The following is a 25831-nucleotide window of genomic DNA, read 5'->3' as shown; positions in this document are numbered from 1 at the left end:
CCCGCGGAGCGGGTACCCCATCGCTGCGCGATGGGCAAGCGAACACCCGCGCTGCGCGCGGGTGTTGCGCTCCCGCGGAGCGGGAGCGCTGGTGGGACGCTGCGCGTCCCACTCAACCCGACTGCTTCGCAGTCGGGTTGATGCTCCGTTCGCTGCGCTCCCGGAGCTGGTGGGGCTTCGCCCCACGGCCGGTCTTCCGCTTCGCTTCAGGCCGGCTGTGGCGGGTCCGCTGCGCTCCCCCGCCGCGGGGGACTTTCGGCTGCGCCTTCAGTCCCTGGGCCCGCTGGCGCGGGCCAGGCTGGCTACGGGGTGAGGTTGCTCTGGGCTTGCGGGGGTTCAGGCGTTTGCGTGGGGTGATGGCTCGTCGGGGTGCGGCGTGATGCGCCGGCTTGTGCCCCGGGGCAGTCTGGAGGCGGTGCAGCCATAGGGAAGCAGTGCCGAGGAGGGCGGTGAAGACCGTCAGAAGGAGCAGGGAGACCCACATCTGCCGGCTCCCGGGATGAGTCCATCCCGTCCAGGCCGCGGCGGCCGCCCACAGCAGGACACCTGCGGTGTAGAAGTTGCGGACTCGGCGCAGTTGCCGTACGGCCCGCAGGGACATGAGGTGTTCGGTCTTCGGTGCCATGCCGGCCCGTGTACCCCGATCCGCACCATCCACCAGCAGTACGCCTTGTTCTCCCGCCTAGCGTTCTTGCGTCCACGGTCTGACGGTCGCCCAGCTGCGCCGTGAGTTCCTTGGGGATGCTGACGCGGACCGGGTCGGGGGGCTGCGAGGGTGGGGGGCTCGTTTGTGTCGGGCTTCTGGCGTGGGGCTACCTCAGGTGATGCAACATGTAGTGTTGGCAGAAGTTCGGGGCACCCTACGGGTCACATTTTCATCCTATCCATGTCCTCCATCGCATCTGGGGAGGATCACATTGTCCGGATTCTACTGCTTCTTCGATGGAATAGTTGCCGAAGTATACGCAGTCTGCGTATACCGGCTGCGTGGCGTACCAGCAGATCGCGATCAGCGTTACGAGCACCAGTGCTGAGGCCAGGTGTCTCCATGTAGGGGGTCCGGAGGTGGGGTGAATCATGCTGATGATCATACGGACGGGGTGTGAAGTGCCTTCCTCCTTACGGCAGTCCTCTGGAGGAGACCGTGGCCTGTCACCGAGAGGCCGGCTATGAGGTCCCATCAGCTAATCGGCATGGCGTCCACGTACCGTCCGCCCGGCTTCGAGGGGCGACCGCCGGTGCGTCCGGGGCGACGCTCGCCGCGGGCCGGCCTCGGGCGGCACCGTGCACGTCCAGGTCCGGCCCCCACGAGGAACAACAGGCGCGGTATCTCGCCTGAGGGATCGCTCGCCGTGTCCTTGGCCAGCGAGAATGAGGCGGGTGAAGTAGGGCGGCTGCGTGGCCCGCTCGGGTCGTCTGCGGCCTGTGCGCTTCAACGGCGGTACAGGGAGGAGGGGGATGGTGTCGGGGAGGTCCGGGGTCCGGTATGAGGACTGCTCGGTGTATGTCGATGCGCAGGACAGCTCGACGGTCATCACCTGGCTTGGTGAACGCCTCGGTCAAGGTGATGGGGGTCAGGCCCTGCGCGTGGGGCCGCTGTGGATGGCCGGCGCCTCCAACGACTACTCCACGGGCCGGAAGGCGCATCCTTGCGACTTCCTCGAGTGGTCAACCGTGCTGGAGTGCGAAGCCCCTGCAGGGGCGGAGCCCGGTGCGGTGGTGGCCGCGGTCGGGGACGTGCTGGAGCTGTTGTGGTGCGGGAGGTGGAAGGCCATGGCGGCATGTGACTTCGAAGACGAACTGCCGGCCCGCGGTGGGAGCGAGCGCTACCCCTTGCCGTCCGCCTCTGGCGGTTCGTCGCGGGAAGGAGCGGGCGGGTGGCGAAGCCTTCCGGCGCGGCGTGGGAAAGGGAAAAGGAATTCCGGGTGATTCAGCTCCGAGAACACCAATTGGACCAGAAATCTGCCTTCCGTAAATGGGCAGGATTCTCTGCAAGATCATTCGTGCCCGCTGAGGGGGCCCGGGCCATGGGCGTGTCCGCGACCGGGTCCGGGAAAACGATCACAGCCGCCGCGAGCGCTCTGGAGTGCTTCCCCGAGGGCCGGATCCTGGTCATGGTCCCCACCCTGGACCTGATCGTGCAAAGCGCACAGTCCTGGCGCCGGGTCGGGCACCGCGCGCCCATGGTCGCGGTCTGCTCGGTGGACAAGGACGAGGTCCTGGAGCAGCTCGGGGTGCGCACCACGACGAACCCGATCCAGTTCGCGCTGTGGGCGGGGTCGGGGCCGGTGGTCGTGTTCGCCACGTACGCCTCGCTGGTGGACCGCGAGGACCCGGAGGGCGCGTCGGGCCAGCGGACGGTGCGCGGGCCGTTGGAGGCGGCTCTGGCGGGCGGGGAGCGGCTGTACGGGCAGCGGATGGCGCCGTTCGACCTGGCCATTCTGGACGAGGGGCACATGACGGCGGGGGACATGGGCCGGCCGTGGGCGGCGATCCACGACAACAGCCGCATTCCCGTCGACTTCCGGCTCTACCTGACCGCGACCCCGCGGATCCTCGCCGCGCCCAGCCCGCAGCGCGGCCGGGACGGGCGGGAGCTGGTGATCGCGTCGATGGAGGACGACTCCCGCACCTACGGCACCAGGATTTTCGATCTTGGGCTGGCGGAGGCGGTGGAGCGGTCGATCCTCGCGGGCTTCGAGATCGACGTACTGGAGATCCGCGACCCGGACCCGATCCTCGGCCTTTCGGAGGACGCGCTGCGCGGCCGGCGCATGGCCCTGCTCCAGGCGGCGCTGTTGGAGCACGCGGCGCAGCAGAATCTGCACACCGTCATGACGTTCCACCAGCGGGTCGAGGAAGCCCGTGCGTTCGCCGAGCAGATGCCGTCGACGGCCGCTGAGCTGTACACCGCCGAGGCCTCCGCGGCGGCGCTGGCCGGGGCGGAGGAGCTACCCGCGTCATCGATCGACGCGCGGCTGTACGAGCTCGAGGGCAGCCGCCACGTACCCCCAGAGCGGGTGTGGGCCGACTGGCTGTGCGGCGACCACCCCATCGACCACAGGCGCGAGGTGATCCACCGGTTCGCCAACGGCATCAACGCCCAGAACCGACGCGTACACCGGGCGTTCCTCGCCTCCGTACGGGCCCTCGGGGTCGGTGTCGACATCACCGGACTGCGCGGCGTGGAAGCGGTATGCATCGTCGGCTCCCGCAGCTCCCAGATCGACATCGTCCAGAACATCGGACGCGCCCTGCGCCCGAACCCGGACGGCAGCGTGAAGACGGCGCGGATCATCATCCCGATCTTCCTCCAGCCCGGGGAGGACCCCAAGGACATGGTCGCCTCGGCCAGCTACCAGCCCCTGGTCGACATCCTCCAGGCGCTGCGCTCGCACTCGGAGCGCATGGTCGACCAGCTCGCCTCCCGCGCTCTGACACGCGGCCCCGAACGGCGGCGCATCCACGTCCGCCCCGCCGGCGCAGCGGGTATCGACGGCGGTGACGAGGTGGAGACGAGCGAGGCGCAGCAGGAGGTCGACCGGGTCACCTCGCTCGTGGTCAACTTCGCCTCCCCCCGCGACGCCGCCGACATCGCCGCCCTGACCCGCTGCCGCGTCATCCGCCCCCAGTCCCTCGTCTGGCTCGAGGGCTACCAAGCCCTCACCCGCTGGCGTACCGAACACGGGATCACCGGCCTGCACGCCGTCCCCTACGACACCGAGACCGAGGTCGGAACGACGAAGGCATTTCCGCTCGGGCGATGGGTCCACCAGCAGCGAAAATCACTACGGGCCGGTGAACTCGACCCCCACCGCAAAGAACTCCTCGACGACGCCGGCATGGTCTGGGAACCCGGCGACGAAGCATGGGAAACCAAACTCGCCGCACTCCGCTCCTACCGGCGAGCTCACGGGCACCTCGCACCCCGCCAGGACGCCGTCTGGGATGACCCGGCTGGCGGGGGCCCTGTGCCGGTGGGCCAGCACCTGGCCAACCTCCGCCGCAAGGGCGGCCTCGGGAAGGACCCGCAGCGCGCGGAGACCCGGGCCGCGCAGCTCGCGGCGATCGACCCGGACTGGAACTGCCCCTGGCCGCTGGACTGGCAACGCCACTACCGGGTGCTCGCAGACCTGGTCGACGCCGACGGCAGCCTGCCCGACATCCAGCCCGGCGTGCTTATGGACGGCGACGACATCGGACGATGGCTCCAACAGCAACGCAAGCCGGGCACCTGGGCGCAGCTGTCGACCAAGCAGCAGGAACGGCTCACCGCGCTGGGCATCAAACCGCTCGAGGCGCCAGCTCCCGCCCCGGCGGCCCCGCGTTCGACGAAGGGCCCGAACAAGGCGCAGCAGGCATTCCGACGCGGCCTCGCGGCCCTCGCACAGTGGGTCGAACGAGAAGGCCACCGGCCAGTACCACGCGGCCACAGCGAACAGATCACCATCGACGGCCAGGACGAGCCGGTGACCGTAAAGCTGGGCGTATGGACATCGAACACCCGCGCCAGGCGAGACAAGCTCACCCCCGAACAGCGGGTCACACTGAAGGAGTTGGGGGTGGAGTGGGCGTGACACGCCGCCTCGCCCGTCGTTGAGCCGGGAGGTCAGCGAAGTGGAGGCCCCGGGACGTCGACGTCGTGACTCCCGGGGCCTTCGTCTTGTCCTTCCGGCGCCGGAAGGCACGGACTGCAACATGGTCCCCTGATGGCTGCAGGCCCTGTTTGTGCAGGTCAGGGCTGCAACTCGCAGGCGCGTTGCAGCCCCGTGTTGCAGGGCCAGCCGCGGCTCCTGCTGGCGGGGCGCGGTGACGCGGGCCTCCGCCCGGACGACGCCGGTCGCCAGGTCGTGGTGCACCGGGACGATTTTCCCCTGCGGGCGCCTCCGAAGCAGCGCCGGAGTGACAACAAGGGAGTTGTTTCGCCGATAAGGGCACTCGTCCGGGCGTCCTGGTGCCCTATCGTCTGCCGGATGAGCGACAGCATCCCGGTCATCAAGATCTACGATCCCGCCGACAACCACGGCAATGTCCTGACGTTCGACTACCCGAACGGCGCGTACGTCGAGGTCGAGAGGCTGAAGGAGCGCGAAGACCCGGACGACGGGGATTCGGAAGCCCTCTTCCAGATCTCCGTGTACGCGTCCTCTCCGGAGACCGATGAAAACGCCGCGATCATCTCCAATGAGTACCGCATCACCGCGCGGCGCATGACTGAAGCTCTGGCGCAGTGGCGGACGGTCCTGGGATGACCCGCGTGACCTGGAAGGGCTGGCGCTCTCCCCTCGCTGGGCCTCGAGTGCAGCCGACCTGAGCGCCCCGGCCCCGGCCCTGACAGACGACACCTCTTCCCCTCGGCTATCGCGTGGGAAAGACACCTCATGCAGTTAAGCCGTCAAGATGCACCGTGCGATTTCATTGTCAGCATCGCCGTGATGACGCACGCGAGGATTCGCGGCCTGGCCCGGAGCATCGAGGGCCGCTGCCGTGAGGCCCTCCCAATCCCCCAGCCGCGCGCGTACCTAAAGGTCGGTAGGCTGCCGCACTACAGGCACCGTGCAACGCCGGCGCCCGGAGATTCTTGGGGGTCCCGTGGCAGTCTCCTTCGCCGTATCAAAAATCACGTTCGTCGACGGAACAGTGATGGCCCCGCCGGCCAACGGGATGACCCTGTTCATCGGACCCAACAACTGCGGCAAGACGGCGCTCCTGCGCGAACTCTCGCCCCGGATCACCAACCCAGCCGCCCTCCAACATCCGCCGCTGTGGATCCGGCAGGTCCTTTCGTCGCATGAAGGGTCGGCCGAGGACTTCCTGCTGTGGGCGAAGGGGCGGGGTCACCGTTCGTTTGATGTCTACGGCGAAGCACATCTGCGTGGGGGGACGAACGCCGCGGGCTTGCTGTCGGAATCGGACGCCAAGAACTGGTGGACCCTAGGCGAGTACGACTACCTGCAAAGCCTGCTGGTGACCGCGCAGTGGACCGACAGGCGGCTTCAAGGGCGCTCAGACTCGCAACGGTGGGACCATGCCGAGCCGGCTGCGGAACCCGTTCAGTTCCTCTATGAGGACCCCGCTCTCCTGAAGGCGTTTGCCGCGTACACCCGGGAGGCTTTCGGCGAGGAAATCTCCGTGGACTGGACAGTGCCAGGCCTCCAGCTGCGGGTGGGCGCAACCGGGATACCCGACATGGCACCACCCACGCCCGAGCTGGTTGCCGCCTACCGCCGCCTCCCCCCGCTCGTGACTCAGGGGGACGGTTTCCGGGCCTTCGTGGAGATCCTCCTGAACACCGTGCTCCGGCCTACCCCTGTCATCGTGATCGATGAGCCGGAAGCCTTCCTCCACCCCCCACAGGCGCGCTTGCTCGGGCGGATCCTGGCGCAGCTGCCGGGACAGACTCAGATGTTCGTCGCCACGCACAGCGCCGACTTCCTCGCCGGAGTCCTTGAAGCGGAACAGGGCCGCCCGGTGTCGATCGTCCGCCTCGATCGGTCATCAGGGACCTCTGCCGCCCGGCTGCTGAACCCGGACGCCGTGCAGGGCCTGCTGCGCACCCCCCTGCTGCGGTACTCGAATCTGTCCTCGGGTCTGTTCTACGACCGGGTCGTGCTCTGCGAAGCCGCCGGTGATTGCCAGTTCTACGCCGCGGCCTTCGACGCCACCAAGGATGCAGGGGCCGCACACGACAACACCCTCTTCCTCCACACCAGTGGGAAGGCGCCCCTGGCCGACACCGCGCGGCGGCTACGGCAGTGCGGTATCCCCACCGCGGTCATCGCCGACTTCGACTACCTCCGGGATGGTCTCGCCCGAGCCGTCACGAGCCTTGACGGCGTCACCGAACACCTGGACTCGGACCTCAAATGCCTCCGAGAGCATGCGGCCGGATCCCGGAGCGAGGCCTCCGCAGGCGGCTTCAAGACCGAGATGGACGCGCTCTTGAAGGGCGCCAAGGCCAGTGACCGGCTTCCGGAGCGGGTACTCGGTGAGCTCACCAAGCTGGCCAAGGGCGGTAACCGGTGGGGGGATCTCAAGAAGTCCGGCCTGGGCGGTCTCCAGGGCGATCCTTACAACGCTGCGATGCGCCTACTGCAGGCGGCTGCCGATTTCGGCCTGTTCGTGGTGCCCTGCGGTGAGCTGGAGTCCTGGGTGCGTCAGGTGCCCCGAGGCGACAAAGCGCTCTGGTCTCAGAAGGTCTTCGATGATGGGTGGTACGCAAACCCGACAGACGAGTTGGAAGCCTTCTGCAGCAGCATCCGCGCGTACCTAAGAGACGGGGCGGCGGACTACACCCGTGCCGCAGCACAGGCCATCCAGGTGAGCTCCCACCTCGACCACAGGCACGCTGTCGTCACCAACAGCAGCAACGACCCCCTAACCGAAGTACGGATCATTCGCGCCACCTACACCCACGATGGCCGCCATCACATCCAGCCGCTCTGGGGCACACCCGAAAGCAAAACCTCCCGAGCCCTCCAAGCAGGAGACGAGCTCTCCGTGCCGCTCGTCCTGCTGAGTGACGGCGAGGGACACGAGGGGTTCTTCCCGCACGACTCCACAGGCCAGGCGCTGACGGTCCACTTTCGTGACCGTGCCGGCCTGTGGTGGGAACGCATCGGCGACAAGCCTCCCGCCCGGCTGCCCTCCGGCCCTTCCGAACCCGACCCCGAGCCGCAATAGCCGGCCATGACCCCACCTCGTCGACGCACATGACGTGCCGGGCGCCGCCACCGATGTCCACCAGCCCACGCCTTCACAGTTGCGCAGGTGTCGCACCACGCCAGTGACGCTGCACCTCATGGACTCTCCAGCGGCGCCGGGGGCCTCTCAGATGCCCCCGAGTCTGCGGCATGCCGCCTCGACCAGGGCGCTGTCGGAGTGCGCGAGGGGGTCGGTCAGGACGGCGTCGATGACGTGGGCGGTGATCTGGGCGAAGGCGCGGAAGTTGCCCCGGGCGCAGCGTTCGTCGGCCCGGGCCTGGGCTCCGCCGCCTTGCACCCGGCGGTCGGGGACTGCCCGTTCGACCTTGACGAGGCCTCGGTGGAGGGACTCGATGACTGCGCCGTCCTGACCGACGGGCTTACGCCGACGGCCGCCACCGAAGTCCTCCTCGCCGCGCTGCCCTATGCGCCCACGAGGCGCGTGCTGCGCCAACGTCTGCTTGACGCGGCCAGTGCCTCCGGCCGGCTCAGGCAGGTGACTCCTAAGCTCGCCGAGATTGCCAGCGCCCAGGTCGACTCCGCCGTCATCGCGCTGGAGCTCGCGAACTGCTCACGAGTGTTTGGTGACTTCCGAACTGCTGCGATGTTCAGCGACGGAGGGCTTCTCTCGGCGTTCAGCTTCCAGTTCAGCAACCCACATGACGTTCGATTGCCACTCATCACCGGCATCGGCCTGGGCGGCACGCAGAATCCGTTCCCACGTGCCGTCCGCTGACCACCTGCGATGACGGTCATGCACCGTCTTCCACTTTCCGAAACGCGGCGGCAGGTCCCGCCACGGGGCAGACCCGTCCGCTGCCGGAACAGAATCCCGTTGATCACTCGGCGATGACACTGCCACCGTCCACCACGCCCCACGTTCCTCTGCAGATGCGCTTCGAGCCGAGCCCACTCGTCATCAGAAAGATCACCCCGTCCCACACCGAGCGCAACGATGGTTGCCCAGGTGAGTTACCTGACCATCGGACAGGACCTAGTGCCACATCAGGCAACGTTCGCCCTATTGACGAGATCGCGTAGCCGTTCGTCGGCAGCGTTCTTGTTCCTCCAGATGATGTAGCGGCGGATCATGCTGCCCTGCTCCTTGTGGCTCGCGTGGTCCGTGCCGTCGAGGGCGAAGTAGCGAAGGGCCGTGAACTGGGCCTCGATGCGGTTGAGCCAGGAAGAGTTGGTCGGGGTGTAGGCGATCTCGACGTTGTTGGCCTCGGCCCAGTCTGCGACCCGCCGGCAGCGCTTGGTGGTCAGATGCGGGGAGAAGTTGTCGCAGACGACGGCGATGCGCACGCCGGCCGGGTAGAGGCTGCGCAGGTAGCGGCAGAACTCTAAGAATTTCGAGCGGGACTTGGTCTCCTTGATGTGACCGTAGAGCTTGTCCCTGCCCAGGTCGTAGGCGGCGAGCAGGTGCCTCACCCCGTGCGGTCGGGTGTAGGTCGCCCGCCGCCTCGGCCTGGGTTCACGCTCGGGGTCCTTGTGCTTGCCGCCGCGTTCGGCCCACTGCCGACCGGGGTGTGGTTGGAGGTTTAGCGGCCCGAACTCGTCCATGCAGAAAACGACTTCAGGCTCGCCGGGCTCCGGTATGACCTCGCCGTCGGCGATCGCGTAGAGGTGCTCGACCCGGGCCTTCTTGGCCTCGTAGTCGGGGTCGCGGGAGGTTTTCCAGGTCTTCACACGTTGAAAGGAGACGCCCTCCTCGCGGAGCAGGACCCGTAGGCCCTCGTGGCTGATGTCGTCGACCACCCCCTCGGCGACCAGGAAGTCGGCCAACTTGGCCAGGCTCCAGGTTGAAAACGGCAGGTCATGCTCAGCTGGCTTTGACCTGGCGATTTTCTTGATCTCGCGTCGCTCAGGCAGGGTAAAGGTCTTGGGGCGTCCACCCTTGTACTTCGGTAAAGCGCCTCGAAACCGTCGGCGTTGAAGTCATGGATCACGTTACGAACCCGGTCCGGGCTCGTGAACGTCACCTCGGCAATCTTCGCCACGGCCATGCCCTGCACGGACAGCAGTACCATCTGCGCGCGCCGCCACGTTACGACCGAGCCAGTGCCTCTGCGGATGATCCGCAGCAGCCGTCGCCCCTCGTCGTCATCGATCTCCCGCACCCGCACCCGTTCGGCCATGCGCATCAGCCTGGCAGTGATCGGCGCCGGGATGGCAGCTCTGGCCTCGTCACGTCGTCCGGCGTTACCTCAGCTCCGCGAGCCATGCACGCACCTGCTCGTCGTCGTGCAGGTAGGTACCGCCCTTGTCCGCGGGTAGGTCGATTCCGTGGAGGAGGCTCAGCGCCCACGAGGAGATGTCGTCCCAATCAAGCCCGTCGTCGACCACCCACCGCGCGGCCCAGCGGTCGGCCTCGTCTCGGGTCAGACGACCCTCGACAAGCGCAACGAAGTGCTCTTCGATCTCGTCAAGCGTCGGCTGGCCGCCGGCATCCGTGTCCCGACCGTACATGCAGGGCAAACGTTGGCTGATGCAGCACCAGTCGCCACAGGCATCCGCAAGCCCGCTGACCTCGCCGCGCAGGCCGAGGTCGCGCCGGCGCTGACTGAGCATCGGCTCGACAACCTCCGAGAAGGTGCCTGACAGGCGGTCCCGGTCAGTCAAAGTCACCTATCCATAGGATATTTTGACTCGCCTTCTATCTCAAACCGACTATCCAGAACGAACGAACGGGGAACGCCATGAGCATCACCAGGACCGCTCGTAGGACGCGGGCCAAGATCGCCGTGTCCATCGGGGCCCTGGCCGCGGGCTCACTCATACTCACCGCCTGCAGCGGAAGCAGCGACAGCGGCAGCGGCAGCAAGCGCGACGGCACCTACTACATCAAGGACGTCAACGGCACGTCCGACCTCGGCCAGTTGGTTGTCAAGGGCAACAGCGTCTCGCATCATGAGTACGACTGCGATGGTGTCTACGAGAAGCCGGACGTGACCAGCACCGGCGAGTTCAACAAGGATCAGTCCCAGATCATCTGGACGGTCGCCGGAGAGGACAGCCGCAACAAGCGGACCGGCAGCGAGCCCATCTCGACCAGTGACACCTCGATCAGCATCAGCGGTAGCGTGTACGTACGTGACAACTCCGATGCCGGCAAGGCTCTGCTGGACGGCTTCAAGACCAAGTGCGGGAAGTGACGTCGACCTCCCACTCGGCCGGCCGAGCAGCGCGGAACCCCGTGGGCATCGCGTCCACGGGGTTGTGTTTTTCCTCGGCTGGTCAAGCCTCTGACGCCTACTCCTGAAGCTGCTGCGCCCGGTACTCCTCGATCGTCTCCGGCGGCCGGCCGTACTTCGGGACATGGTGCTCGACGAAATCGAGTTCGGCCCACGCTGCCGACCTCCGAATTCTCGACTGGGCCATCACGACGAACACCATCTCATCAAGCGTCGGCCGGCCGCTGGCGTCCATGTCCCGACCGTACATGCAGGGCAAACGTTGGCTGATGCAGCACTACACCTCCGGACCAAAGGTGCGCTCGTCCTCCTGACCCGATACCAGACGCCAGCCGCGATCAGGCGTCTCGGTGCGAAAAGGCTTGGCATGTGGCTACGCAACCGCAAGGTCTACAGCGCCGAGGACCTGGCGGCCGCGGCCCTCGCAGCGGCTGACCGCCAGCACACATCACTCCCCGGGGAGAAGCTCACCGCCTCGGTCGTGCACTCCTTGGCGAACGAGATTCAGGTACTGACGACGCAGATCACCGAGATCGATGACCAGATCGCGGAGCGCTTTCACCAGCACGCGTACGCCAAGGTGATCACCAGTCTGCCCGGCATCGGACCTCTACTCGGAGCAGAGTTCCTCGCTGCCACCGGCGGTGACATGGCCTTCTTCGCGACCCCGGACCGGCTCGCCGGCTTCGCCGGCCTGGCACCGGCGACGCCGGACTCGGGACGAGTACGCGGGAACCTCCACCGCCCCAAGCGATATCACCGGGGCGTGCAGAGGGTCTTCTACCAGTCCGCTCTCACCAGCATCCGCAGCTGCCCAGAATCACGGACCTTCTACGAGCGCAAGAGAGCGGAGGGCAAGCGCCATACCCAGGCCGTCCTCGCGCTGGCCCGTCGGCGCGTCAATGTTCTCTGGGCTCTGATCCGAGATGACCGGTGCTATGCGCCGTCCCACCGCTTCCTGCCGCCGCTTGACATCTGCATTGGGAATCTCCCCACCCATACGGCGCCTGACCTGCGGACGGACGCCACGAGGGAGGGGCCGCCCCATAACCTTCAAGCGCCGGACCAACCGGCGCACCTACTCATGTGTGGTCAACAAACCACTGCGTGCAGTAACTCGTGGACGAGTCGTGCGCCCGCATACAGGCCCGCACCGCGTACGACTTGCCACCCCACTGCAAGCGGACAGTCGGCGTTTCCAGGTAGTTCCACGACGCATTCCACCACGTCGCCTCGAACGGGCCGCACTGCTTCCACCCGCCGTTCTGTTGCACCGTCGCAGTCGACGGATGCCCCGGCGCGCTGCCCATCGTGAACAGGTTCAGGCTCCGGTCGATCCACACCTTGTCGTACCGCTGCACATCACCGCTGATCGCCCCCTTCGCGTACGCATCAGTGGCCTTCGCCGTGTACACCGTCGCCGTCAGCCGCCCCTCTGTCTGGTGCGCCGAATCCCCCACCACGTCATTGTCGCTGAGGCCATCACAGTCGCTGGCTGTCATGGCACCGGTAGAACTGGCCTGCGCAGAACCAGCCAGCCCCATCGATGTCAGCGCCAGCACCGCAGCACCCACCATCACCTGAGATGCACGCACGATCAGCTTCTCCCCTCATCCCAAGCCAGACCAGGGCAGCACCCCATGCGCCCCCGATCGGAACGCCCACAGCGTAGACAGCCCTTTCCGTCCTGAACAGCGGAACCGCGTGCTCCTCAACTGCCCTCGGCCAGCGCCACGCACATCACGGTGCGGGGCGATGCCTGGGCCCGCGTCGAGCGCGCCGTGTACGAGGCCGTCTCGGGAACCTGACATCCTGAGCCTCGGGCTTCCCCGGAAGCGCTCGCGCCCGCGGTGACTGCCAGGGTCGGTGGCGGGCGCACACTTTTGCCCTGCCTGTTCCTGGGCCACCCCCGGGCTCGTGTTCGTCACCCACCGCCCCCCCGGAACCGGCCAAGTCCTCAGGCACCGCGGCCAGCTGCTCGCCGAGCGGGACCGCTTCGATGCCCTGGTGCGGACCGTCTCCCGCACGATCGCCGAACTGGAGCGGTCCAGGAAGGACGGTGCCGATGACCAGCATCAATCGGCCGGAAAAGCTGTTTGAGGGTGTCCGGCCCGCCGTGTACGGGGAGAGTCTGCGTGATTTCCCCGAGCCGACCGAGGAGAACTGGTGGCGCGTCTCGGCGATGAGCGACGCCGAGATCGATGCGGGGGCACCGCCCGCGGACCGCGCAGATGATTCGTCTGGTCGACCTCTTGGCCGCCGATCTGCCCGCCGACGCGGACCCTGCGCAGGCCGAGGTCGACAGGCCAGTACCGGGCACTGACCGAAGCGTGCTGTCTCCGCCGACGCTCTTTCGCGGACAACGAGGCTGGCACGCGGCCTACTAGGCTCTGTCTGATAATTGATCTTGTGGTGGGTCGTGGTGAGCTGACGGATGCGGCGTGGGAGCGGATAGCGCCCCTGCTGCCGGGTGTTGATGGTCGTGGGCGGCCATGGCGGGATCACCGGCAGGTGATCAACGGGGTGTTGTGGCGGTTGCGGACCGGTGCTCCCTGGCGTGACCTGCCGGAACGCTACGGGCCGTGGCAGACGGCCTATGAACGGTTCGCCCGCTGGGAGGCGGACGGAACCTGGGCCCGCCTGCTCGAGCAGGTCCAGGTCCACGACGACTCCGTGGGAGCCGTGGAATGGACCGTGTCGGTCGACTCCTCGATCTGCCGGGCTCACCAGCATGCCGCCGGCGCCCGCAAAAAGGGGCGGAGGCGGGGGACGAACTGGAAGATCCGGCACGCGAGGCGGCTGGCCAGGCGCTCGGCCGGTCCCGCGGCGGGCTGACCACGAAGATCCACCTCGCCTGCGACGGCCGGGGCCTGCCCCTGGCCGTCGTCGTCACGCCCGGCAACGTCAACGATTCCACCGTCTTCGACGCCGTCCTGGACAGGGCGGTGATCCCGGAGCGGGCGGACCAGAAGGCCAACCGCCTGCGACGCGGACAGGCCGGCGGCAGGCCGCCGGCCTTCGACCGCGAGCTCTACAAGGCCCGCAACGTGGTCGAGCGCTGCTTCGGCCGTCTGAAGCAGTTCCGCGCGATCGCCACCCGCTTCGACAAACTCGCCGCCCGCTACACGGCCGGAGTCCACCTCGCCGCACTCATCCTCTGGCTCCGCGAACCCACCCAAGATCCATTGTCAGACAGTGCCTAGCCCTCACCCTGGCCGCACTCGAAGGACACCGGCCCTGGGGCGGTACGCAGCTGGCAGTCGATACGTCTGGAGGAGGCGGTCGGGGGTCGTCAGGGCGTTGCGGGCGGGGGCGGCGCGGTCTCGGTCTGGTGCTCGATGCCGTGCGCGTCCAGCAGTGCGGTGATGTCGCCGAAAACGGCGGCCGCCCAGGCCAACGCGATGGCGTTCTGGTCCTTCGGTAGCTGCGGAACGGGCCGGGTGCGGGCCTTGGGGACCGCGGTGTTGCGGTAGGCCAGGGCCAGGCAGTCGGCGGCGTCGATGTCCGCGTAGGCGGCCCAGGCAGTGAACGCTTCGCTGGCGTCGGTGCTGCTGGTCAGCCCGGAGATCTGCTTGCGGTGTTTGCCATACGGCAGCAGGAGCAGAGGCCGGGTGGCGTCGTGGTGGTCACCGACGGCGATGTCCGGGGTGCTGCGCTCGACGGGGCGCAGGGTGGCGGCCAGCTGGCAGATGGGAGGGCTGCTGCGCCAGTTGCCGGTGAGTTCGAGGTGATCGCTGATGTGCTGAGTGAACTCGTGGAGATCTTCAGGACGGGCATCGTTCCACTCGTAGATGCCCTGGTCGGTATCGGCGACGATCACCAGCGGGATGCCGGCTCGGTGCAGGCGGGTCAGGATGGCAAGGTCGAGTGAGGAGCAGTCCTGCGCCTCGTCGACGATGATCTCGAAGAAGCGGTGCGCGAGCAGATCGGTGCAGGCGGGGTCGCCTGCGTGCTCCAGCGCTGCGATACGTACCTCGAGCCCGGTCATGTAGCCGTTCGTCTGCCACAGCCGTTCGCGGGCGGTCCTGGCCCGGGCCAGGTAGTCGTCCTCGGTCAGCTGGGAGTTGTGCAGGTACTGGCCGGAGTTGGGCCAGGCGACGCTGGTGTGCCGGGTAGTGGGGTCGTAGCGGAACTCAAAGGCGGGCAAGGGGACTTTGCGCGGGCCTACGATGGCGCCGGGAACGTGGTCCCAGGACAGGACGTGCTGCCAGCGCGGAGCGGCAGGCAGGAAAGGTCGGACCAGGTAGCGCCACAGAAAGCTGTCGAAAGTGCCGATGTAGTGCGGGAAGACCGTCAGGTCGGTACGGCCGCCCTGACCCGTACAGCGTTCGCGCAGTTCGTCGGCGGCGACGTTGGTGAAGGACAGCAGGGCGCGCCCGGTGCGGCGCCGCCCGGGCGGGGTCTGGCAATGGCGGTCGACCAGAACCCGGGTCTTGCCGGCGCCGGGGCAGGCGCGGACGAAAAGGGGAGTCGGGGCATGGACCGCCTGCCATTGCTGGTCGCGGGCCTGGGCACGCCGTTGCGCGTGGCGCGGGTGGTAGGGGGATGGGATGGCGACGCAGAGGCTTGAGCCGTGGTCGGCGACTGTGGTCACGGCTGTGGCGGGGGTTCTCGCCGACACGGCGGACGGGCTCACGGGCCGGGAGATCGGTGACCTCCTGGCGCTCTCGGGTGTTCCGGACCAGGAGAGCTCCAGCAAGCGTGACCGGCTCGCGCGGGCGCTGTTGGCTCGTCAGGCTCGTGATCGGGCGGCGAACTGTGTGGTCGTGTTCGTGAACCATGCCATGGCTCCGGTTCGGTACGCCCAGCAGCCGCAGGTGTTCTCCCGGCGCCGTGACGATCTGAACGAGGTCCTCGTCCACATCGGTCTGCGCGTCAACGAGGAGGGCCGTATCGCCCGTGGTCCGGCTGCCGCAACGCTCAGCGACGCGGCCCGGCACGCGAGTTCCCTCCGCTCCGAGCTGCGCCGTCGCGGCACGCACCCTCAGGTGCTGCGCTACTGCACCGAGGAGATCCTCGCCAAGAACGCGTTCCACGCCAGCCTGGAGGCCGTCAAGTCGGTCGCCGACCGGCTCCGGCAGCTGACCGGCGAACAGTTCGACGGGGCGCGGCTTGTCGACGCTGTCCTCATGCCCGGCGGCGGCACCGCCCGGGTGTCCGTCAACACGGGCAGCACGCCGACGGAACTCGACGGGCAGAAAGGCCTTGCGAACCTCGTCAAGGGCCTGTGCAGCATGTACCGGAACCCGGCCGCCCACGATCCCCGGCTACACCGCACCGTCACCGACGGCGAACTCCTCGAACTGCTCACCACTCTCTCTATGGTCCACCGGCGTCTCGACGGCGCCCGCATCCAGCCTTGAAACACGGCAGGTGCCGCAGCTGCCCTGTAGATAATCTGCCGTCATGTGCGGGGACAGGCCAGTATCAGAGGGTGCTGATCACGACGAGCCACCGGAGTTCGTCGGGGGCCTCCCCCTCGATGCGGCGCAGCAGCTGCGTATTCGGGCTACCCATCGCGGATTCACGTACCAGCATCTGTATGCCGTCGGATGCCTGCTGAGGCTGCGAGATGCGGGTGCCCAGATGCTGTTGGTGGAGCGGGACGAGGACCTCGAGGTCGTGCTCCCGGGCCGGCAGCTGTATCTCCAGGTCAAGACCCGGCAAGGCGGCGTCCTGGTGTGGAGCGACATTCGCGACGCGGTCGAACAGTTCCAGAGGAAGATCCGCGCGGAGCACGGTGAAGGTCGGCGCAGCGGCAGCCCCGTACTGGTCGTGGTCAGCAACGCTCAGCCGGGCCCCGCCCTGGTGGCCAAAACCCGGACAGCGGGCTGGCCGGGCGGCGTCCAGTTGCTGTGGCCCGGGGGACCGGCAGAGCAGGACAGGTGGCTGCCTCCGCCAGCCGGGGACCTGGACGGCATGCTGCAGTGGTGCACAACAGAGGCTGAGCGAGTGCCGTTCCTTTCGCTGAAGCCGCAGACCCTGGTGGAGAAGCTGGCCGCCCGGGTGCAGTACGCGGCCACGGGGGCTCGCGGTCAGGCGTTCGTTGCAGCTGACCTGCCCTCGTTGTTTGAGCAGTTCGTCGAGGAGCTGCAGGCATTCCCTGAGGTCCCCGATATGTACCGGCCGCAGAAGAACGATCCGGAGCTGGTCGGAGAACAGCGGGTGCGGCTGGTGGTGGGGTACTCCGGTGCCGGGAAGACCACCTGGGCCGCACATGCGGCTAGGCGATGCCCTCTGTCCGTTACGTACTGCGACGTCGCAGACGGCGTGTCGACTGAGGCCGTCGCCGAGTCATTGGCCCGCGAACTCGCAGCCCGGCACCTGAGCAGCCCGGTGGGAGGGGAACTGCCCCACGGGTCGAGCGTGGAAGTCTTGCGAGCCGTCCACCTGCGGCTCACGCAAACGTCGACCATCGCCGCTGTAGTGCTCGACAACGCCCATCGGCTTCCCACGGACGGTATCCGAATACTGGTCGACGCGCTGCCTACCGTGCACTTGACCTTGCTGGCGCAGCCCTGGCCCGACCAGACAGTCCTCGAGGCCCACCTCGCAATCACCGCACAAGAGCTGCCCGGGTGGACCGTCGACACCATCGCCGAGGCATTCGCTGCCGAAGGCTGCAGTACCGACTACCCCACGGCGCAGCGCGTTTGCACACTCGCTGGCGGCCTGCCCCTGTACATCCGCCAGGCGGCCGCCCTCACCCGCAGCGAGTACGGCGCGGACGCAGCGGCCTTCTGTGATGCGTTCGAAGAGCGGACACACCTCACGTCCACTGCACAGGACCTCATCCTGGACCAAGTCTTCGAACGTCTGACCGAGAGAGCTGCGACGCTCGCCGGTCTCCTTGCCCTTGCCGAAGTGCCGTTGACGCTCAACGAGCTGCAGCAGTTGGCCGCGGAGATCGGTCTGGAGCGCGTCCCCATGAACGCACGTGCCCTTCGGGAACTCGCCGACCACGGTCTAACACAGCCGTTCGCCGACGGCCACCTCAAGCTCCACGACGCCGTGCGCCCCTTGGCTGCCTCGATGGTGGAGGAGTTCGGCGAGGAGACAGTGGACCGGGTGCTGCACACCTTGCGCCGGCTGCTCGAAGGTCACATGGGCCCTGACCGGCTGTCCCGCTGGATGCGCCTGCTGGGCTCAACCGGGCGGATAGACGAACTGATTGCCCTCACCGAGCAGGAGGGATTCTTCGAACGCGGGTATCCTCGCGAGCTGCGTGCAGTGCTCGCCGACACAGCGCACGCACACGACGCGGACACAGCTCTTCGGTTCGACGCTCACAATGCGCTCTCCGTGTGGGCGTATAGGGATGACGATCTGAACGCGGTCGCGCAGCACGTGCAGGCCATGGCAGCGCTCCACGGGACCGGGCATCCAGACTTCGGCCCGCGGGAGCGGATGCTTCTCGCTGTCAGGCAGCTCCTCCTCTACGGCGCGTCGGGCGACCTTGAGCAGATCACCAGGGCCTACGCCGAGGCCCAAGCGCAGACCCCCGTCCCGTCCCGGTACGACCGGAGCCTGCGTTACGCCTACGCAACCGCACTCTGTGCAGCCGAGCAGTACGAGGAAGCGGGACGAGTGGCCCTGGCAGTCGCCATCGCCTACATGGAGCACCTCGGCCTTGAAGACGACGATCTCCTGGCCCCGAACACCGAGCTGCACGCGAAGTGCCTGAGCACCGATACTCCCGACGACTTCAAACGGCTCGCCGACTGCTTCGGCTTGGCTGTTGTCGTCTGCCGCAAACACAACCGCATGAACTTCGGCCCCTGGGCCGTGCGAGCGCAGAATCTCTACGCCGTCTCAGGCGCAACGCGGTCAGCCATCAACTCCGCACAGGACATCGCAGACTTACTTCGCCTCACCAACCCGGGCGAGGCACTGAAGATCCTCGACACCATGCTGCTCGCAGCCGAGGAAGACAGCCTGCAGGACGTGATCATCGGGTTGCGTTCGCAGCGTGCCGAAGTCCTGGCACGCACAGGCGACATCGAGGGAGCCCGTGCCGAGATCGGCGTCCTCTCCCGGTACGACCTCACCCACGATCAAGCCATGGACATACGACATCAGAGCCAACTCATCGAAGAAGCCGCCAACCGGCAGCCACCCTCCTGACGCGACCTGCCACGGCCTGAAGATCGTTCTGAAGTGACGTGGCACAGCCTCGGCTCGATGACGGTCAGATGCGCCAGGTGCGGATACGGTCGGCAGCCTGGTAGACGGATGTCTTGCCGGCCTGGATGTCGCGCACCAGGTCGACCATCGCGCCATACGGGGGGTCGATGCCCTCGCCGGAGGCTACGCCCATGCCGTGCCGCTCCGAGTGGCGGCGCCGGCGGGTGGTGAACCGGCCGTCGGGCAGTTTGCGCAGCCAGCCGCTCGGCCCCCGGCGCGCAGCCGGCGCGCCAGCGTCCCGAGCACCAGGAGTGTGTCGTTCAGATTTCCCGCCCGGTCGTTGCGCCCCACCCTGTCCGGCCCGTCCTCGTCGAGGTCAGCCTCGCCGTCAACGACGTAATCACCGTGGAGGATTGCCCGCGCCATCGGCAACCCCCAGACCAACACCTGCGCCGCCCAGCAGAAACCTGGGTGGCGCAGCCACATCGGCGAAGCGGCCCGAGCACCGGATTCCCGGCGTCCCGCCCACATCGCTGCGGACAAAGCACAGCGTCCATGCGGTGACTGCCGCGGTTGCTCTGGTCGTGACCGGTCGGGCAGACGAGGTCAGCTGGCAGTGCGGGCGGCTGCCGCCCCCGATTCCGCGGGGGCCAGGACGACGGCGGCCAGGTGCTCGCGGAACCAGCGGTGCCCCGGATCGGTCGAGTTGCGGGGGTGCCAGGCCATCCCGAGGTCCAGGGGTGCCAGGTCCAGAGGGATGGGAAACGTTCGCAGTCCCATGGCGGTGACGGTGTCGGGGAGCCAGTCGGCCAGGCTGAGCGCGACGAGGTCGGTGTCCCGGGCGAGCATCATCGCGCTCGTATGGCTGGGCACCACGACCGCGGTCCGGCGTCGCAGCCCCAGTTCCGCGAGCGCGCTGTCGATGGGCCCGAGGCGCTTGCCGAGCCGGGAGATGCCGATGTGGTCGGCCGCGGCGAAACAGCGGGCGTCGATCGGCCCGTCGAAGAGGGGATGACCGCTGCGGGCAATACCGACCAGCGGCATCCGCGTGAGCTGCCGGGTCCGGATCTCCGGGTCCAGGTGTCCCAGGACACCCAGTTCGACGTCCACCCAGCCCTGCCGCAGCCCAGGGCCGCCCTCCACCGCCTCCGGCACGAAGACGACGTCAACCTGCGGGGCCTCCGCGTGGATCCGCTCACTCAGGCTCCCCGCCAGGCCCACCAGCAGCAGGTCGGCGGCCTGCACCGTGAAGGTGCGCTGGAGATGCACGGCATCGAAACCGGGACCGGGCCGCAGGACGTTGTCGCAGCCGCGCAGCAACGCGCCGACCTCCTCGCGGAGTTCCACGGCGCGCGGGGTCGGGACCATCCCCTGGCCGGCCCGGACCAGCAGCGGGTCGCCGACGGCACGGCGGAGCCTGGCCAGGGTACGGCTGACCGCCGCGGGCGAGGTGCCCAGGCGCTCCGCCGCGCGGGTCACGCTGTTCTCCTGGAGCAGGGCGTCCAGGGCTCGCAGCAGGTTGAGATCCACCGATGCCTCCTGAACTGCATTTTTACGCCCGAGTCAATGATTGCGTGCCGATCTTTGCATTGTCGCGGCATCATCCGGCGCGGAGAGTGGAGATGCCCGCGAAGACGCGTGGTGTTCCCTTCACCTCTTTCAAGGAGCCGCTGTGCAGCAGTCCCCCCGTGCCGGCCGGGAAGGCGACGTCCTGGCCGTCGTCAGTCAGAGCGGACCGACGGTCTCGTTCTTCGACGCCGCCTCCGACCGGCACCTCGGCGATGTGCAAGTTCCGGCCGAGCCCCACGAGTTGTGTTTCGACCCCACGCAGCGACTGCTGTGGTGCACCCTGACGTACCACTCGGGCTACTACCACGCGAACGGCGGCCGGCGCACCGAACTGGCCGTCATCGACCCGGACACCCGCCGCATCGTCGAGGTCATCGACATCGCCCCGGAACACGGGCCGCACGGACTGGCGCTGGACCAGGTGCGCGGTCGCCTCTACGTCAGTGTGGAGAGTACGGACGACCGGACCGGCGGTGTCGTGGTGATCGACACGGAGACACGCCGGCCCCTGGGCAGGATCGACACGGAAGCGCCCGGCCCGCACTGGTTCGCCATCGATCCGGCGGGGCGGACGGGCTACGCCACCAACAAGGAAGCGCCGTTCGTCTCGGTCGTCGATCTCGAACGGGGCACGCTCACCGCGAAGATCGAGGTCCCGGGCAGTGAGGGCCTCGCCGTCTCCGCCGACGGCACGCACGCCTTCGTCGCCGCGCCCTACGGCAACTTCTCCGGCACCGCCGAGGAACGGCCGCCCACCGGAATCCGGGTCATCGACGCCCGGACAGCGTCCGTCGTCGACACCTTGCCCACGGTGGACATCGTCCTGCCGGTGCACGTCACCTCGACGGGCAGGCTGCTCGCGGGCGAAGTGCGCATGGCGCCCGACGCGTTCTCCCGACTCGGGCGCCACGCACCGGGGCGCCTCACGGTTTTCTGCGCCGACACCCGTAAGCAGCTGGGCGACCTCGAGGTCGGCCTGTTCCCGCTGACCATCACCTCGTCCCCCGACGGCCGGCTGGCCTATGTGGCCTGCGTCGTCTCGTCCACCGTCGACATCATCGACCTGGAAACGCTGGAGCGCCTGGCCCGGCTGGACATCGCCAAGCTCGGCGAGCCCGGCGCGCACGGCCTCGCATACCTCCCGCGCCCGGCCTGACCGCCGCCCGGGCACACCAGACAGGGGGTGATTCAGTCGCCGCTACGGTCGCCGCTTCAGTCGTCCCTTCCAGCACCGCGATCGGGTGCGCTCATGTCTCCCATGGCGGGCGTGCCCTCGACGACCTGCTCGTGAACGCGGACGGCTTCAGCCGCATCGCGGACGGGGACTGCCCCGTGGCCCTGGTCGACGGGCTCGAGCACGATGGGCATCCCGAAAGCGGTTCACCATCGGCTACCGACCGTGCGGTGCGTGCGGTTCCTCCCCCGCGTACATCCCAGTGAGTTCGGCGGCGATCCGAGCCAGCCACTGCCGTACCTCCGGCGGCTCCAGCACCTCGACCCGCGCTCCCAGCCCGGCCAGATGCCCTGCCAGGGCCTTGGCGGCCGGGCCGTCGACCCATACCTCGGTCCAGCCGTCGGGCAGCGGACCGCCGACGCGCACGCGGCCGCCGAGGAACCGTTGCAGCAGTGCCAGCGTGTCGGGGCGGACGCGGGCCCGGGCGGTCACCGCGTGCATGCCGTCCTGGAAAGCTCCGGACAGCGTCCGCCACGCCGTGGCGAGGTCGAAGTCCGGCGGCCGGGCCACCGGTTCGCCGGTCGGCTCGACGGAGGTGACCCGGCTGAGCCGGAAGGTGCGCAGGCCCTTGTCCGTACCGGCGACCAGGTAGTCCACGCCCGCCTTGGCCACCAGCCCGAGGGGGTCGACGGTGCGTTCGCCGGCTGGTTTGCCGACGCCCGCGTACCCGAGGCGGACGCGGATCCCGTCCACGACGGCGCCTTGAAGCACGGAGCGGTGGGCAGCGTCGGCGGTGACGGCGTTGCGGGACCAGTCCGTGGCGTCGACGACCCCCGCGCGGGTCGCGGCTTGGGCCTGCGCCCGCAGGGTCGGTGGCAGGGCCCGGACCAGTTTGCGCAGGGTGGTGCGCAGCTCGGGGGTGGCCGACAGGGGGCCGGTGACGAGGAAGAGCGCCCGGATCTCGTCGGCGGTCAGCCCGGTGAGGTTGGTACGGGCCCCGCCGACGAGGGACCAGCCGCCGCCGCGGCCGCGCTGCGAGTAGACGGGGATGCCGGACGCGGCCAAGGCCTCCAGATCCCGGCGCGCGGTGCGCTCGGACACCTCCAGTTCGGCGGCCACTTCGGGGACGGTGGTGCGGCCGCGTTCTTGGAGGAAGAGCAGGGTCGCCACCAGCCGGTCGGCTCTCATGTGCCCTTCTTCCTCCTTCGGGGGTGCCGCGTCGTCGCCTTTCATTCTCTTCGGAAAACTGGCCAGAGGGTGGCCACTTTTGGTTACAGGATGAACCCATGAACAAGACCGAGCAGCTCATCGAGACCCCGTCGGACTCCACCGGTGCCGTCGCCGCCCCCTTCTCGTTCGATCCGCGGAGCGACCTCGCCGCGGCCGTCGAGCTGGCGGGCCGTACGCTGGCCGCTGTCCGGCCCGAGCAGTACGACGCCCAGACTCCCTGCGAGGAGTTCGATGTACGGCGGTTGTCGAGCCACCTCGTCGCTGTCGTGCGCCGGATCTCGGTGATCGGGCGTGGCGAGGATCCGTTCAGCGTCCCGTCTTTCGCCGACGAGATCGCCGACGGCGCATGGGCGGCGGCCTGGGTGCCGGGTGCCCGTGAGGTCGCCGAGGTATGGGCGGATCCGGGCGTCCTTGGCCGGCAGCTGCGCCTGCCGATGGGCGTGCTGCCGGGCGCGGCCGCCGCGGCCGTCTACACCCACGAACTCACGGTGCACACCTGGGACCTGGCCAGGGCGACCGGACAGGACCCGGACTGGGACCCGGCCCTCATCGAGCGTGTGATCGGCGTCGTACGCCGCGCGCTGCCGGCCGAAACCCGCGGCGGGCGGATCCCCTTCGCAGAGGTGGTGGCCGTGGACCCCGAGGCCCCGGCCATCGACCGGCTGGTGGCCTGGGCCGGACGCCGACCCTGAGGGCAACCGGTGCGAGGGGGGGGCGGCCTTCTGGGTCGGGTGGAAACACAGTCAGCCGGAAGGGGCTGCTAGGTGTATTGACCCTCAGGGTTGTTGACTCGGCTGATTGGTGGCTTGCCGTCGAGTGCGGTGTGGCAGCGGTGGTGGTTGTAGGTGTGTGGGAAGTCTGCCAGGGCTGGACGAACCTACCGCAGCCGTCGAATCCGAGACGCTCGCCGCCTTCTTACGCGCCTATCTGGCCGTCAGCAGGTTCGCCCTCGCCGCTCTGGCCACCAAGGAGGCGAGAGCGGCCATCACGCAGGCCGTCGGGGACTGGGCGAAGGCTTCCGCCTGGGGCGCTGCGGCAGCTGCCCAGCGGTGTCCCGGTCCTGCCTGCGCCGCAGGCCAGGGCCTCAGGCGGCGAACGGGTTGGTGTGGCCGGGCAACTGCTGCCCCGGGCGCAGGAACCGCTGGCTGCCCTGTTCGTCGCGCACCGCGAGAAACCCGGCGGCCGTCAGCCGCTGTGCGATCTTCCTGCGGCGGATCGCGCCCACCTTGAACGCCGCGGTGAAGAGCAGCGCGACCGCTCCGCCGGACGCGACCGCTTCGACCGGCGGCCTGTCGATGAGCAGGAGAACGGTCAGGACCGCGCAGGCGAGGTAGCCCTTCACCTTCTGGCTCCGGTCGGCGACGTACAGGGCCATGACGTCGAAGGTGATGAGGTCCTTCAGCACGGCCACGGCACCGGCCGCTTCGGGGAGCGGCTTCAGCGAGCCCTGCTCCAGCCCCGGCACCGTCCCGCCGTTGCCCGCCTGCGGATGGGCGGTGATGGTGGCCGCCTCGCGGACGCGCGCGTCGGGCTGCGGGTCCCGGTACATCCGGACCTGGACGAGCGAGTTCTTGAACCCGGTCCTGTACGCCATGCCGTACGAGTAACCGTACTGTTCCGCCACGTGCGCCAGGGCGGCCGCCTTCGGCGTGGAGCCCTGGGGGGCGATCTCGACGATGGTCTGCTGACGGGCGATCTGCTGGAGCGTCCCGGCTATGTGACGTTCTACGGACATCCTGTTCCCCGCCCCCTGGGACCCCGTGCCTGGAGCCGACCGGCGCACAGCCTAGGGGGTGCGCCGGCGATCGGAAAACGCGAGGTCCCCTGGCCGTTGGACCGGGAGACTTCGCGTCCGGCGGGGTCAGGCTCCTACGGCAGGTTGCGGGCCATGACGATGCGTTGGACCTGGTTCGTGTACTCGGCTCCAGCCGCAGGATTTCGGGGAGCCGTCCCAGAAAACCCTTGTGCAGGCCCGGGAGTGCCTGTGCGATGTCGGCGAGGTGTACCTCGGCTTTAGCGGCCTCCTGAGTCGACACCGGCGCGCTGCGCTGAAGCGCAATCAACGTGTGGAGGACCCGCAGGAAGGGCTCGCCGATGGACTCCTGGAGTTCGGGCAGGTGCCGGCAGCCGCGATCGTGAGGGCGGGCCGGTCCGAGCACAACAGCGGGATCCCGTCCTGCGGGGCGGTGAGCACGATGTCGGCCTGTGCGCCGCCCTTGCCCGGCGCACCCCACGTGCCGGCGCGCCCGGTGCACCAGCGGGAGCAGTACATGCAGGGGCGGCGGGCGGCGAGGACGGCGAACCTGGCCGCGCGGGAGGCGGCTCTTGTGGTTGTCTGTTGACCCAGCGCCCAGGCCGAAGGAGTAGCCAATGACCAGCGCCCCTGTTCCCTTCCAGGTGTACGAGGCAGGAACGTACCTGCACGGCACGAAAGCGGACCTCGCTCCGGGGGATCTACTGGTTCCCGGCTACACATCCAACTATGAGCAAGGACGCGTGTCCCGCAACGTCTACTTTTCCGAGACCCTGGATGCCGCCGTCTGGGGCGCCGAGCTCGCGGCCGGCGACGGACCGGGGCGGATCTACATAGTGGAGCCGACCGGCGTTCTGGAAGACGATCCCAACGTCACCGACAAGAAGTTCCCCGGCAACCCGACCCGCTCCTATCGCACCAGCGATCCTGTGCGCATCATCTCGGAGCTCAAAGGCTGGGTCGGTCATTCCCCCGAGCAGATCAAGGCTATGCAGGACGGGCTGGCCGACCTTCTACGCCGCGGTATCGCCACGATCCTGGACTAACGACAGTCGTCACCAGGCCCTCGGGTACGGAGCGATGG

General features: G+C 68.3%; 20 protein-coding genes and 5 pseudogenes. 14 read left to right on the top strand and 11 right to left on the bottom strand.

What is annotated here, in order from left to right:
• The first annotated feature begins 1925 nt into the window (after positions 1-1925).
• The 4 genes from ACZ7J0_RS31600 (at position 1926) to ACZ7J0_RS31585 (ending at position 8439) form a co-directional block, all read left to right on the top strand.
• Positions 1926-4577 (top strand): helicase associated domain-containing protein, encoded by a 2652-nt coding sequence (locus ACZ7J0_RS31600; protein WP_470893145.1) that lies wholly within the window; start codon positions 1926-1928, stop codon positions 4575-4577.
• Positions 4578-4973: 396 nt separating this feature from the next.
• The gene (locus tag ACZ7J0_RS31595; RefSeq protein ID WP_470893143.1) at positions 4974-5252 is read left to right on the top strand and encodes a hypothetical protein; all 279 of its coding nucleotides are present in this window, start codon (positions 4974-4976) and stop codon (positions 5250-5252) included.
• Between the two features lie 340 nt (positions 5253-5592).
• Positions 5593-7683: an ATP-dependent nuclease gene (locus ACZ7J0_RS31590; RefSeq protein ID WP_470893141.1), complete on the top strand. Its 2091-nt coding sequence runs from the start codon at positions 5593-5595 to the stop codon at positions 7681-7683.
• Positions 7684-7881: 198 nt separating this feature from the next.
• Positions 7882-8439, top strand: coding sequence for a hypothetical protein (locus ACZ7J0_RS31585; RefSeq protein ID WP_470893155.1), 558 nt, complete (start codon positions 7882-7884; stop codon positions 8437-8439).
• Here ACZ7J0_RS31585 and ACZ7J0_RS31580 read toward each other — a convergent pair.
• From ACZ7J0_RS31580 to ACZ7J0_RS31570, 3 genes and pseudogenes are all read right to left on the bottom strand, one after another.
• Positions 8380-8645 (bottom strand): annotated as a pseudogene (locus ACZ7J0_RS31580) (transposase); the annotation flags it as partial. The gene ACZ7J0_RS31585 and the pseudogene ACZ7J0_RS31580 sit on opposite strands and share 60 nt — an antisense overlap.
• Positions 8646-8708: 63 nt before the next feature.
• Positions 8709-9841: pseudogene (locus ACZ7J0_RS31575) on the bottom strand (IS630 family transposase).
• A gap of 64 nt (positions 9842-9905) precedes the next feature.
• On the bottom strand, positions 9906-10331 hold the full coding sequence (locus ACZ7J0_RS31570; protein WP_470893139.1) for a hypothetical protein: 426 nt from the start codon (positions 10329-10331) through the stop codon (positions 9906-9908).
• 71 nt (positions 10332-10402) lie between these two features.
• On the opposite strand from ACZ7J0_RS31570, the gene ACZ7J0_RS31565 reads away from it, so the two are divergent.
• Positions 10403-10858 carry a hypothetical protein gene (locus ACZ7J0_RS31565; protein WP_470893137.1) on the top strand — a complete coding sequence of 152 codons (456 nt, stop codon included), beginning with the start codon at positions 10403-10405 and terminating at the stop codon, positions 10856-10858.
• A 97-nt stretch (positions 10859-10955) separates the two neighbouring features.
• Here ACZ7J0_RS31565 and ACZ7J0_RS31560 read toward each other — a convergent pair whose 3' ends face one another.
• Entirely contained in the window at positions 10956-11132 is a 177-nt protein-coding gene (locus ACZ7J0_RS31560; RefSeq protein ID WP_470893135.1) for a hypothetical protein, read from the bottom strand.
• 33 nt (positions 11133-11165) lie between these two features.
• On the opposite strand from ACZ7J0_RS31560, the pseudogene ACZ7J0_RS31555 reads away from it, so the two are divergent.
• Positions 11166-11869: pseudogene (locus ACZ7J0_RS31555) on the top strand (transposase); the annotation flags it as partial.
• 110 nt (positions 11870-11979) lie between these two features.
• On the opposite strand, the gene ACZ7J0_RS31550 reads toward ACZ7J0_RS31555, so the two are convergent.
• Positions 11980-12492, bottom strand: a complete 513-nt coding sequence (locus tag ACZ7J0_RS31550) for a hypothetical protein (RefSeq protein WP_470893133.1) — start codon at positions 12490-12492, stop codon at positions 11980-11982.
• Positions 12493-12814: 322 nt separating this feature from the next.
• Here ACZ7J0_RS31550 and ACZ7J0_RS31545 point away from each other — a divergent pair, with 322 nt between their 5' ends.
• Positions 12815-12997, top strand: a complete 183-nt coding sequence (locus ACZ7J0_RS31545) for a hypothetical protein (protein WP_470893131.1) — start codon at positions 12815-12817, stop codon at positions 12995-12997.
• 309 nt (positions 12998-13306) lie between these two features.
• Positions 13307-14100 (top strand): IS5 family transposase gene (locus tag ACZ7J0_RS31540; RefSeq protein ID WP_470893129.1). Its coding sequence is split into 2 segments (ribosomal slippage): positions 13307-13649 and positions 13649-14100, totalling 795 coding nucleotides; the frame shifts between segments, so codons are not numbered across the junction.
• An 89-nt stretch (positions 14101-14189) separates the two neighbouring features.
• Here ACZ7J0_RS31540 and ACZ7J0_RS31535 read toward each other — a convergent pair.
• A complete protein-coding gene (locus tag ACZ7J0_RS31535; RefSeq protein ID WP_470893127.1) occupies positions 14190-15491 on the bottom strand; it encodes a UvrD-helicase domain-containing protein in 1302 nt (433 codons plus the stop codon).
• A 4-nt stretch (positions 15492-15495) separates the two neighbouring features.
• Between ACZ7J0_RS31535 and ACZ7J0_RS31530 the strand changes: the two genes are divergently transcribed.
• Together ACZ7J0_RS31530 and ACZ7J0_RS31525 are read left to right on the top strand one after the other, a co-directional pair.
• Positions 15496-16260, top strand: coding sequence for a TIGR02391 family protein (locus ACZ7J0_RS31530; protein WP_470893125.1), 765 nt, complete (start codon positions 15496-15498; stop codon positions 16258-16260).
• Positions 16261-16483: 223 nt separating this feature from the next.
• Positions 16484-19021 (top strand): ATP-binding protein, encoded by a 2538-nt coding sequence (locus ACZ7J0_RS31525; RefSeq protein WP_470893123.1) that lies wholly within the window; start codon positions 16484-16486, stop codon positions 19019-19021.
• A gap of 64 nt (positions 19022-19085) precedes the next feature.
• Here the strand turns inward: ACZ7J0_RS31525 and ACZ7J0_RS31520 are convergent.
• A pseudogene (locus tag ACZ7J0_RS31520) lies at positions 19086-19202 on the bottom strand (toxin Doc); the annotation flags it as partial.
• Positions 19203-19627: 425 nt separating this feature from the next.
• Positions 19628-20551 carry a LysR family transcriptional regulator gene (locus ACZ7J0_RS31515; RefSeq protein WP_470893121.1) on the bottom strand — a complete coding sequence of 308 codons (924 nt, stop codon included), beginning with the start codon at positions 20549-20551 and terminating at the stop codon, positions 19628-19630.
• 142 nt (positions 20552-20693) lie between these two features.
• On the opposite strand from ACZ7J0_RS31515, the gene ACZ7J0_RS31510 reads away from it, so the two are divergent.
• Complete coding sequence (locus tag ACZ7J0_RS31510) at positions 20694-21746, top strand: YncE family protein (protein ID WP_470893119.1); 1053 nt, start codon at positions 20694-20696, stop codon at positions 21744-21746.
• Positions 21747-21980: 234 nt separating this feature from the next.
• Here ACZ7J0_RS31510 and ACZ7J0_RS31505 read toward each other — a convergent pair whose 3' ends face one another.
• Positions 21981-22952, bottom strand: coding sequence for a helix-turn-helix transcriptional regulator (locus ACZ7J0_RS31505; RefSeq protein WP_470893117.1), 972 nt, complete (start codon positions 22950-22952; stop codon positions 21981-21983).
• 98 nt (positions 22953-23050) lie between these two features.
• Between ACZ7J0_RS31505 and ACZ7J0_RS31500 the strand changes: the two genes are divergently transcribed.
• Positions 23051-23686 carry a TIGR03086 family metal-binding protein gene (locus ACZ7J0_RS31500; RefSeq protein ID WP_470893115.1) on the top strand — a complete coding sequence of 212 codons (636 nt, stop codon included), beginning with the start codon at positions 23051-23053 and terminating at the stop codon, positions 23684-23686.
• A gap of 68 nt (positions 23687-23754) precedes the next feature.
• Here ACZ7J0_RS31500 and ACZ7J0_RS31495 read toward each other — a convergent pair.
• Positions 23755-23862 (bottom strand): annotated as a pseudogene (locus tag ACZ7J0_RS31495) (IS481 family transposase); the annotation flags it as partial.
• Between the two features lie 216 nt (positions 23863-24078).
• Entirely contained in the window at positions 24079-24729 is a 651-nt protein-coding gene (locus ACZ7J0_RS31490; protein WP_470893113.1) for a hypothetical protein, read from the bottom strand.
• A gap of 331 nt (positions 24730-25060) precedes the next feature.
• On the opposite strand from ACZ7J0_RS31490, the gene ACZ7J0_RS31485 reads away from it, so the two are divergent.
• Entirely contained in the window at positions 25061-25336 is a 276-nt protein-coding gene (locus tag ACZ7J0_RS31485; RefSeq protein ID WP_470893111.1) for a hypothetical protein, read from the top strand.
• Positions 25337-25364: 28 nt separating this feature from the next.
• Positions 25365-25793 (top strand): NAD(+)--rifampin ADP-ribosyltransferase, encoded by a 429-nt coding sequence (gene arr / locus ACZ7J0_RS31480; protein ID WP_470893109.1) that lies wholly within the window; start codon positions 25365-25367, stop codon positions 25791-25793.
• Positions 25794-25831: the final 38 nt, after the last annotated feature.

The organism is Streptomyces sp. NPDC038280 (genome assembly GCF_055600045.1).
This window is presented reverse-complemented; position numbering and strand designations above follow the sequence as displayed.